Genomic DNA, 9,605 nt, shown 5'->3' with positions numbered 1-9,605 from the left:
GCTGGCCCGAATGGATGGTTGAAGCGTTTAATGCCACATCATTAGCAGAGTTAGCTGAAATTAAACAACGGCACCATATAACGGAATAGCCCAAAAGCCGTTACAGTTTGGCAAGAATGGGTAAAGTATTATGGCAAGCCCATTTTAACGATATTGAAAAAATCGAAGTAAAAGAAAGCGATCCTAACCAGTCAGATAGCCACCTAACGGTGATAACATGGGTCGCGGGCACCTTTGCTTATGATCTAGTAAATAGCTATCAAATCAATATCAGCCCTAATGCACAAGATGATGACGAAATCCCACTCATCATAAATCGCAGCAGCAACCCATTTCATGATGAATAAATAAAAAGGAGAGTCATCATGCCATCAAAATACCGTCCACAAATCTTTGGTTGGTTCGGCGATCTGGATAAAGGTCCACGTTTAGTACCCCTGCATGATCGTCGCTTAAGCTATGCCAATAATAACTACTGTGCCTTTATTCGTCAGAATTTTTCTGATCAAGTTTTTTATTCATCTTTATATCTTATTGCAACCATACTTTTATTCATTGCAGTTATTTTATGGGTTTGGTTATTACTTATTCATAAACCTGAAGCGGGCAATTTAATAGTAATTATAGCAATATTGGCTTTGATTGTGAGTATTTTTTCTTTGTATATAACTATTCCAGCAGTTTATCAAAGCTTGTTTTCCCGTCGTGGTAGTCCCATTATATTTAATCGTAAAACGGGTAAAGTCTATGTTAACGAAAGTTATTTTTTTAACTTTAAAGTATTACGGCATCCTGCGGTATTTTTACAACCGAAAAAACGCCGTATAAAGGAGTATGATTGGGATGATTTGCATGGTGTTATTATCCATAATATGTCGCGTAATGCTCTAACCTCGACCGTGTTAATGGTGTGCCAATCCGGTACGCATCAAGTGATTGATCATATCATGCTAGATCCTGCCCGAGCAGGCGCTGGTAGTACATTTGTTTGGGGTTGGATCAATAGTTTTATGTTTTTTTGTGATGTGGCCAATATCGATGATGGTGAATATAAATCAGATCAAGAAGCGGAATTTAAAGCCCATAGGATTGACGGTCAAGACTGGCCCGAATGGATGGTAGAAGCATTTAATGCCACATCATTAGAAGCGCTCGCCGAAATTAAACAACGGCACAATATAACGGAATAGCCCAAAAGCCGTTACAGTTTGGCAAGAATGGGTAAAGCATTATGGCAAGCCCATTTTAACGATATTGAAAAAATCGAAGTAAAAGAAAGCGATCCTAACCAGTCAGATAGCCACCTAACGGTGATAACTTGGATAGCGGGCACCTTTGCTTATGATCTAGTAAATAGCTATCAAATCAATATCAGCTCTAATGCACAAGATGATGACGAAATCTCACTCATCATAAATCGCGGCAGTAACCCATTTCATGATGAATAAATAGAAAGGAGAATAAAATGCCATCAAAATACCGTCCACAAATCTTTGGTTGGTTTGGCGATCTAGATAAAGGCCCTTATAGTGTGCCTCTGCATGATCGTCGCTTAAGCTATGCCAATAATAACTATTGTGCCTTTATTCGTAAGATTCCTTCTGATCAAGCTTTTTATTTGTGTTTATCTATATCATTAATTTTAATGTTTATGGTATTAATCTTCTTTAGTTTTGGCTTTTTTTCAATATTACTAAAAAAATCTGAATGGAATGTTTTTTTTATAGTATTAGTTGGCATGTTATTAGTTTCATTTGTTATCTATTCATATGCACTTCCAGAACTCTATCAAAATGCTTTTTCTTGGCGTGGTAGTCCCATTATATTTAATCGTAAAACGGGTAAAGTCTATGTTAACGAAAGTTATTTTTTTAACTTTAAAGTATTACGGCATCCGGCGGTATTTTTACAACCGAAAAAACGCCGTATAAAAGAGTATGATTGGGATGATTTGCATGGTGTTATTATTCATAATATGTCGCGTAATGCCCTAACCTCGACCGTACTAATGGTGTGCCAACCCGGCACGCATCAAGTGATTGATCATATTATGTTAGATCCCATTCGAGCCGGAGCTGGTAGTACATTTGTTTGGGGTTGGATTAATAGTTTTATGTTTTTTTGTGATGTTGCCAATATCGATGATGGCGAATATAAATCAGATCAAGAAGCAGCATTTAAAGCACATAGGATTGACGGTCAAGGCTGGCCCGAATGGATGGTTGAAGCGTTTAATGCCACATCATTAGCAGAGTTAGCTGAAATTAAACAACGGCACCATATAACGGAATAGCCCAAAAGCCGTTACAGTTTGGCAAGAATGGGTAAAGCATTATGGCAAGCCCATTTTAACGATATTGAAAAAATCGAAGTAAAAGAAAGCGATCCTAACCAGTCAGATAGCCACCTAACGGTGATAACATGGGTCGCGGGCACCTTTGCTTATGATCTAGTAAAGAGCTATCAAATCAATATCAGCTCTAATGCACAAGATGATGACGAAATCTCACTCATCATAAATCGCAGCAGTAACCCATTTCATGATGAATAAATAGAAAGGAGAATAAAATGCCATCAAAATACCGTCCACAAATCTTTGGTTGGTTTGGCGATCTAGATAAAGGCCCTTATAGTGTGCCTCTGCATGATCGTCGCTTAAGCTATGCCAATAATAACTATTGTGCCTTTATTCGTAAGATTCCTTCTGATCAAGCTTTTTATTTGTGTTTATCTATATCATTAATTTTAATGTTTATGGTATTAATCTTCTTTAGTTTTGGCTTTTTTTCAATATTACTAAAAAAATCTGAATGGAATGTTTTTTTTATAGTATTAGTTGGCATGTTATTAGTTTCATTTGTTATCTATTCATATGCACTTCCAGAACTCTATCAAAATGCTTTTTCTTGGCGTGGTAGTCCCATTATATTTAATCGTAAAACGGGTAAAGTCTATGTTAACGAAAGTTATTTTTTTAACTTTAAAGTATTACGGCATCCGGCGGTATTTTTACAACCGAAAAAACGCCGTATAAAAGAGTATGATTGGGATGATTTGCATGGTGTTATTATTCATAATATGTCACGTAATGCCCTAACTTCAACCGTGCTAATGGTGTGCCAACCCGGTACGCATCAAGTGATTGATCATATCATGTTAGATCCTATTCGAGCTGGCGCAGGGAGCACATTTGTTTGGGGGTGGATCAATAGTTTTATGGTGTATTATAAATCAGCCAATATCGATGACGGTGAATATAAATCAGATCAAGAAGCGGCATTTAAAGCCCATAGGATTGACGGTCAAGGCTGGCCACAATGGATGGTTGAAGCGTTTAATACCACATCATTAGAAGCGCTCGCTGAAATCAAACAACGGCACAATATAACGAAATAGCTCAAAAGCCGTTGCAGTTTGGCAAGAATGGGCAAAGCCATGAGGATTTGATTGAATCTCGCTTTAATATCCATTCAACAGGGGTACATCATGACTCAGTAGAGGCACATTCCCCAATCCATCTAAACGAGATAAAGCCAAAGAGTCCCTAAAAATCACAGAGTGGAATGATAACGCCTTTTATTATATGAATAATAAGTGTATTGAGACTTGGTGCAAACAAAGCCAACATCCATCATATATCATTTTTCATTTATTTCAATTATAGCTAACTGCAATTTTTGTTGGAACTTATACAGACTGTCGGGTGAATATGCCCATGAAGAACGTAATTACCAACCAAAATTAACCTATATTTATATATTTATGTTTTTATGATTATGGTAGTATCGTTTTATTGTGGCCAGCTGATGATGAGAACATTTAGTGCATTGCTAAAGGCTAGTATTACATTTTCCCAATATTTAATAGTAAAGCAAACACAACAATACTAAAACCTTGATATATTTTTAAACATTTCCACTCGCATTAAGTAATCATAAAGCGGGACTAACTGTTTAAATCCTTTCATCAATTTGTTGGGTAAATCGCTATTTAACACATCTTCAATATGATTACTTCTCACCATAACAACTAGATTTTTGCGATTATACCATGTTGCTATTTTTGCGTCTTGCTCTTTGATTAACGGTCGTTTATAACTTTCACCAACAAGTTCAAATGGTTTTTTTACACAACGAGTCATCATTAAAAACTTATTTGTATCATTAAGAATTTCTTTTCGAAAAATATCCATCGTTTTTTTTGATGAACAATAATAACCAAGACCATATTGATAACTACTTGGGCTAATTTCAAAAAAGTAAGCTGGCGCTTCTTTCCAATCTCGATTCGGTTGTTTAAAGGTCAACCATAAACGGTTACGATAAAGTGATTTATCATTTGAAAAACGAGTATCGCGATGAATACGTGAAATTGTTTTTCCAATAGCAGGTCTAGTTTCAAACCATTTATCAATTTTAAGCATCTCTGGTGATAGTTGCTCAACCAAAAGCCTGAAGGGTTTAACTAAATCGTTATCATAAATAGCGCGATGTTGTTCAAACCAAGATTTGCTGTTATTTATCCAAACATCTTGCAAAAAATTAAGCCCAGCTTGTGTAAAACCAGTGAAGTTTGCCATAGCTTACTCCTTAAATAACGTTCTTACTTTTTCTAAATCTTCTAGCGTATCAACCCCTGTTGCAGGAGGTTGTTTTGCCACTGCAACATGAATTTTTTGTCCATACCAAAGTACTCTAAGTTGTTCTAGCATTTCAATTTGCTCAAGTGAAGATGGCGCCCAGTTGATATACTGACGAATAAAGCCAGCACGATAAGCGTAAATACCAATATGACGAAGATAAAAATTACCAATACTAGATTGTTTTAATAGATCAGATTTAGCAAAGCGATCTCGTTCCCAAGGAATCGTAGCACGAGAAAAATAAAGTGCATAACCATCTTTGTCAGTCACAACTTTAACCGCACCAGTATTAAATGCTTCTTCAACAGAATCAATTGTCACCGCTAATGTTGCCATTCCCGTTTTATATTGCACCAAGTTTTCAGCCACTTGGTCAATAATAACGGGTGGAATTAAAGGTTCATCCCCCTGTACATTAACAATAATTTCATCATCAGCAAATTGATAAGCATTAATGACCTCTGCTAGCCTTTCAGTACCAGAATTATGCTTGTCACTAGTAAGAATAACTTCACCGCCATATTCCTTGACTACCTTAAAAACTTGCTGATGATCTGTTGCAATAATTACTCGATTGGCTGACGACTTTTTTGCTTGCTCCATCACACGAACAATCATAGGTTTACCATGAATATCTGCTAGTGGTTTAGCAGGCAAACGGCTTGAAGCATACCTAGCAGGAATAATAACCGAAAAATTCATAATTAATACCCTAACTATTATTTTTGAACAGGCTGTGATTGATTGAGTGGCTTTGCTTCACTTTCTAGCAATACAGGAATGTTATCTTTGATTGCATAAACCAAATTATCTACTTGGCAAATTAACTGCTGATTATTGACATCATATTGTAATTGCCCATGGCATTTAGGACACGCAATTGCGCTTAATAGGATTTCTTTCATGTTTTATTCTCTTTGAGATTTTGTCTTAGCTAATAACAAACAGATCTGATCTACTGCCCCTACTGGTATTTCCGCATCAATGGGTAGATACCACCAATTTTTTTGGGCAAACTGCCTGCATTTAACGGCATCTTTTTCAGTCATTAAAAGTGTTTGTTCACTACTTGCAACATTGTTTAACAATGGTAAAGTAAATTTTTGATGATCAGCAAAAGAAGCAGTTTTAACCACATCAACTTGCATTTTAATCAACATATCAAAAAAACGCTGAGGATGACTAATACCCGCAATAGCACAAATATTTTGCAACGAAGATAACGTTTTTTGTTCTTTAGTAAGCAAATTTACTGCATACAGTGGTGTTAATTGCATTGTGTAAGTTTTTTCTGCGTACTGCTGCGTAAAATGATTTACGCTATCACCATTTATAATAATTAAATCAACTGATTTTAATCGAGTTTCTCGCTCTCTCATTGGCCCTGCAGGCATCCACCATCCATTACCAAATAAACGCTTTCCATCAACCACTACCACCTCAATGTCCCGCGCTAAAGCATAATGTTGCAAGCCATCATCGGTCAAAATAACATCTAACTCATACTGCTTTAATAATGCTTGAACAGCTTCAGCGCGATGCGGCGATACGGCGACAGGCACATTAGCACGTTGAAAAATAAGTACCGGTTCGTCACCAGCTTGTTCGGTTGTGGTTGTATTATCTAAAATAAGTGGATAGTTATCAGCCTTACCACCATACCCTCGTGAAACAACCCCAACTTGTAATCCTTTTTGTTTTAACGATTCAATTAAAGCTACAACTAGTGGTGTTTTGCCATTACCTCCAACTGATAAGTTGCCAATAACGATAATAGGAACTGGGGAGTGCCAAGATTTTAAAATACCTAATCGATACAAAGAACGACGAACAAAAGCAACCAAACCATATAATAAAGAAAATGGTATAAGTAACCAACATAATCGATTTTTACCATACCACAGTTTTTCAATCATAACTTTAACTTCACTTAATTACATTGAGTAAAATTGTTTTATCTCTTAATGTCGATATAACAATTATTAAAATAGTTGCCTATAGCAAACGATACTCTATTTTACTCATAAATTGGTAAACTACCAAACCAATCATGATACCATCTCGGTTTAATTTCACCTCGCATAGTTTTTAACTTCCAAGTATGTTTATCAAAAAATAAACTTATTTGACCAGTTCTAGCAGTAACATAATGATCTAAGTGTAAATCTTGATACCTCGTTATTACCTTATTAGAAGGCAGTTTCCAAGGATTATAACGAGATGTAGACGCCAACGATTTTACTGGTTTAACATGGTTTAAAAATGCATAACTTGATGAAGTACTACTGCCATGATGCGGAATTTGCAAGATGGTGGATGCTAACTGATCTCGATACTTTGTAATTAACTGATATTCCTGATTACGCTCTAAATCTCCAGTTAGTAACACCGAAAAAAGTCCAACGGTAACTTGCACCACACAAGAATCCTTATTTTGTGCATATTTAACCAACTGAGTAGGCCACAACACATTAAACGTCAGATCATTCCAAATAATATGATTACCGGCTAAACATGGATAATCATTATTCAAATCATAAGAAGAACTCATTAACCATGCCTTAGGATAAAGACTTTTCAGTAATTCCAAACCACCAACATGATCATTGTGTTGATGACTAATAATAATGCCTTGTACATTCAAATTATGCCATTGCAAAAAAGGAATAATAACTTTTTTCACAGCGGAACTTTTTTCCCATGTAGCTCCCGTATCATACAAAATGGCTGACTTGCCATCATGAATAACAATAGCCAATCCATGACCGACATCTAACATATCTAACCGCCATCGATATTGCTGCTGTTTAAAAAATGGCGTGACTATTATCATTAAAATGACTAACAAAGTAATGCTAAAGTGGCGCCACATTCTAGTACGAATTATAACTACCGCTAGCCAACCTAAAAGGCTTAATAAATAAAAGTCTGATGGAATTTTAAGCCATAGCAAATTAAGCCGATTTAAACTTAAAAATAACCATTCCAGGGATTTATCAGCAATAAACCAAAACCACAATGCGCTAGAAAAACAGTTAACAACACTAGATATTAACGCCAGTAAAACAGCGGGAAAAGTAAATAACGAAATAATAGGAATCGCAATTAAATTGGTTAAAATTGAAACCGCACTAAAACCCTGAAAAACTAAAAATTGAATGGGAAGCAATAACAAGGTTAATCCAAACTGCAAATGCAATAACCTAAGCACATACCAACGCTTTTTGTTCTTTACTGATTTAGGAAGTGGCAACCAATCAAACAAAAAAATTAAGCTAATTACTGCATAGCAAGATAACCAAAAACTTTCAGATAAAATCATCAACGGATCAAACAACAATAATAACGCAATAATTCGATTAACTTTCTGCCATGCACTTATTTGATGTTTTTTATAACGTAAATAAATCCAAATTGATAAAGCTAATATAGCACGCAATGTAGGAGGATTGAAATTAGTTAACCATGCATAAAAGAGTGCACATAACCACCCTATAATAATTGGCACAAAAAAATAGATAAAACGCTGTGGAATAAAAAATAGTAAAGCTTTAACCAAAAAGCAGCTAAAACTAAAAACAACTAGAATATGCATACCCGATATTGCCATTAAATGGGCAACACCTGTTTGCATCATTACCATACGATGCGAGTCGTCTAATTGAGAGCGCTCACCAAAAGCAAGGGCAAGCAAAATACCTCGATAATCAAATAAATCTATATAAGGGAGTACTAAATCAACAATAGTTTGCCTTAAATCTGATTGACTATCTAACAGTCTGGCATCAATTAACTTAGCTGATAATATACTTCGGTTTGCTATTGAAAAGCGCTGGCTATCAAATCCTCCATCATTTAAATAACCATGCACAACTTTTGTTTTTAGTGTTAATTGCCAAATCTGCCCTGACTTTGGGAGTTCCAGCCTATCCCAGTAAATCGAAATCGGAATATTATTTGACAGCATAACTTCTGAAATGGAAAAAATAGAAAATGGCAAATAATAAGGCTCAATGACTGTTACTGCCTGATGAGTATTGATATTAACCACCTTTGCTCTAACGACTAACGTTTTATCAATATAAGAAGAAATGTTCGATAAATATTGCTTACAATAAGCATTAGACCACAAAAATCCTAAAAAAAACATAACCCAAACAAACAAAAAATAACGCAATTTAATCGGAACAACCAGTACCAAAATAAATAAAATAACAGCAATACAATACCACTGCCAATTAGACAATAATTGTGGCAAAAACAGTAATGGCAAGCAACCTAACGAAAACATGATAGCCATTAAATCTAAAGAACAAAATTTTCGCACTAGCGCCTACTATCTTTATATTAAAAATAGCCAGCCTATCACTTGATATCATCAAAGAAATAATTGATTTTGGATTTTTCGATCTATATTCCATTTTAATTATTAAACTTAATGAAATTTTCTAAAAAGGTTTGCAATGTTTCAAATTTTAAAAAGCGAGATCGTTAATGCGGATTATTACCGAAGAGTCGATGTTTTTCACTAATTAAGGAAGAATTGAATTGACTAATTAATAATAATTGTCAAATAGCGGAAGTTAAGTTACTCTAAATAAAAAAGCCATTGATTTAACTCAAAGGCTTTTATCTAAGTAGAAAATTAAATATTATGCGTTTGCAGCTTTATTTACTCTTTCACGCAATTCTTTACCCGGTTTGAAGTGAGGAATATATTTATGTTTAACTTCAACATTACCGCCAGTTCTTGGGTTTCTTGCTTTACGAGGAGCTCGGTAGTTCAAACTAAAACTGCCAAAGCCTCGAATTTCTACACGATCGTTACTTTCCATGGCTAAAGCGATCTGTTCGATGATATCTCTAACTGAATCATCAACTAATTGCACAGGAAGATGTGTTCGCCAGTTAACAATTCGTTCTACTAAATCTGATCTGTTCATGGTCACTCCTAATTTATTTA

At 35.2% G+C, this 9,605-nt stretch carries 12 protein-coding genes; 6 read left to right on the top strand and 6 right to left on the bottom strand.

The window, feature by feature from the left end; translation table 11 throughout:
• Window positions 1-107: 107 nt before the first annotated feature.
• Genes A9G22_RS07525 through A9G22_RS07500 form a run of 6 tightly spaced genes read left to right on the top strand, consistent with a single transcriptional unit; the run spans window position 108 to window position 3,396 of the window.
• A complete protein-coding gene (locus A9G22_RS07525; RefSeq protein WP_141670007.1) occupies window positions 108-347 on the top strand; it encodes a hypothetical protein in 240 nt (79 codons plus the stop codon).
• Between the two features lie 18 nt (window positions 348-365).
• A complete protein-coding gene (locus A9G22_RS07520; RefSeq protein ID WP_075508628.1) occupies window positions 366-1,190 on the top strand; it encodes a DUF6708 domain-containing protein in 825 nt (274 codons plus the stop codon).
• An 18-nt stretch (window positions 1,191-1,208) separates the two neighbouring features.
• The gene (locus tag A9G22_RS07515) at window positions 1,209-1,448 is read left to right on the top strand and encodes a hypothetical protein (RefSeq protein ID WP_141670006.1); all 240 of its coding nucleotides are present in this window, start codon (window positions 1,209-1,211) and stop codon (window positions 1,446-1,448) included.
• A 17-nt stretch (window positions 1,449-1,465) separates the two neighbouring features.
• Window positions 1,466-2,293: a DUF6708 domain-containing protein gene (locus A9G22_RS07510; protein WP_075508626.1), complete on the top strand. Its 828-nt coding sequence runs from the start codon at window positions 1,466-1,468 to the stop codon at window positions 2,291-2,293.
• A gap of 18 nt (window positions 2,294-2,311) precedes the next feature.
• Window positions 2,312-2,551: a hypothetical protein gene (locus A9G22_RS07505; RefSeq protein WP_141670005.1), complete on the top strand. Its 240-nt coding sequence runs from the start codon at window positions 2,312-2,314 to the stop codon at window positions 2,549-2,551.
• Between the two features lie 17 nt (window positions 2,552-2,568).
• Window positions 2,569-3,396, top strand: coding sequence for a DUF6708 domain-containing protein (locus A9G22_RS07500; RefSeq protein ID WP_075508624.1), 828 nt, complete (start codon window positions 2,569-2,571; stop codon window positions 3,394-3,396).
• Between the two features lie 490 nt (window positions 3,397-3,886).
• Here the strand turns inward: A9G22_RS07500 and A9G22_RS07495 are convergent, their stop codons facing one another.
• The 6 genes from A9G22_RS07495 to ihfB form a co-directional block, all read right to left on the bottom strand.
• On the bottom strand, window positions 3,887-4,579 hold the full coding sequence (locus A9G22_RS07495) for a DUF2461 domain-containing protein (RefSeq protein ID WP_075508623.1): 693 nt from the start codon (window positions 4,577-4,579) through the stop codon (window positions 3,887-3,889).
• A gap of 3 nt (window positions 4,580-4,582) precedes the next feature.
• Window positions 4,583-5,344: a 3-deoxy-manno-octulosonate cytidylyltransferase gene (gene kdsB, locus A9G22_RS07490; protein ID WP_075508622.1), complete on the bottom strand. Its 762-nt coding sequence runs from the start codon at window positions 5,342-5,344 to the stop codon at window positions 4,583-4,585.
• 17 nt (window positions 5,345-5,361) lie between these two features.
• Window positions 5,362-5,547: a Trm112 family protein gene (locus A9G22_RS07485; protein WP_075508621.1), complete on the bottom strand. Its 186-nt coding sequence runs from the start codon at window positions 5,545-5,547 to the stop codon at window positions 5,362-5,364.
• Between the two features lie 3 nt (window positions 5,548-5,550).
• A complete protein-coding gene (gene lpxK, locus A9G22_RS07480) occupies window positions 5,551-6,558 on the bottom strand; it encodes a tetraacyldisaccharide 4'-kinase (RefSeq protein ID WP_065585897.1) in 1,008 nt (335 codons plus the stop codon).
• 101 nt (window positions 6,559-6,659) lie between these two features.
• On the bottom strand, window positions 6,660-8,969 hold the full coding sequence (locus A9G22_RS07475) for a DNA internalization-related competence protein ComEC/Rec2 (RefSeq protein ID WP_141670004.1): 2,310 nt from the start codon (window positions 8,967-8,969) through the stop codon (window positions 6,660-6,662).
• A 325-nt stretch (window positions 8,970-9,294) separates the two neighbouring features.
• Window positions 9,295-9,585, bottom strand: coding sequence for an integration host factor subunit beta (ihfB, locus tag A9G22_RS07470; protein WP_065585899.1), 291 nt, complete (start codon window positions 9,583-9,585; stop codon window positions 9,295-9,297).
• Window positions 9,586-9,605: the final 20 nt, after the last annotated feature.

Origin of the sequence: Gilliamella sp. App2-1 (assembly GCF_001690255.1) — a bacterium.
Lineage (GTDB): Bacteria > Pseudomonadota > Gammaproteobacteria > Enterobacterales > Orbaceae > Gilliamella > Gilliamella apicola_G.
This window is presented reverse-complemented; position numbering and strand designations above follow the sequence as displayed.

Coding starts and splice junctions, on each gene's coding strand:
- A9G22_RS07520 (WP_075508628.1), top strand. CDS start 366: ATGCCATCAAAATACCGTCCACAAATCTTTGGTTGGTTCGGCGATCTG.
- A9G22_RS07510 (WP_075508626.1), top strand. CDS start 1,466: ATGCCATCAAAATACCGTCCACAAATCTTTGGTTGGTTTGGCGATCTA.
- A9G22_RS07500 (WP_075508624.1), top strand. CDS start 2,569: ATGCCATCAAAATACCGTCCACAAATCTTTGGTTGGTTTGGCGATCTA.
- A9G22_RS07495 (WP_075508623.1), bottom strand. CDS start 4,579: ATGGCAAACTTCACTGGTTTTACACAAGCTGGGCTTAATTTTTTGCAA.
- kdsB (WP_075508622.1), bottom strand. CDS start 5,344: ATGAATTTTTCGGTTATTATTCCTGCTAGGTATGCTTCAAGCCGTTTG.
- A9G22_RS07485 (WP_075508621.1), bottom strand. CDS start 5,547: ATGAAAGAAATCCTATTAAGCGCAATTGCGTGTCCTAAATGCCATGGG.
- lpxK (WP_065585897.1), bottom strand. CDS start 6,558: ATGATTGAAAAACTGTGGTATGGTAAAAATCGATTATGTTGGTTACTT.
- ihfB (WP_065585899.1), bottom strand. CDS start 9,585: ATGAACAGATCAGATTTAGTAGAACGAATTGTTAACTGGCGAACACAT.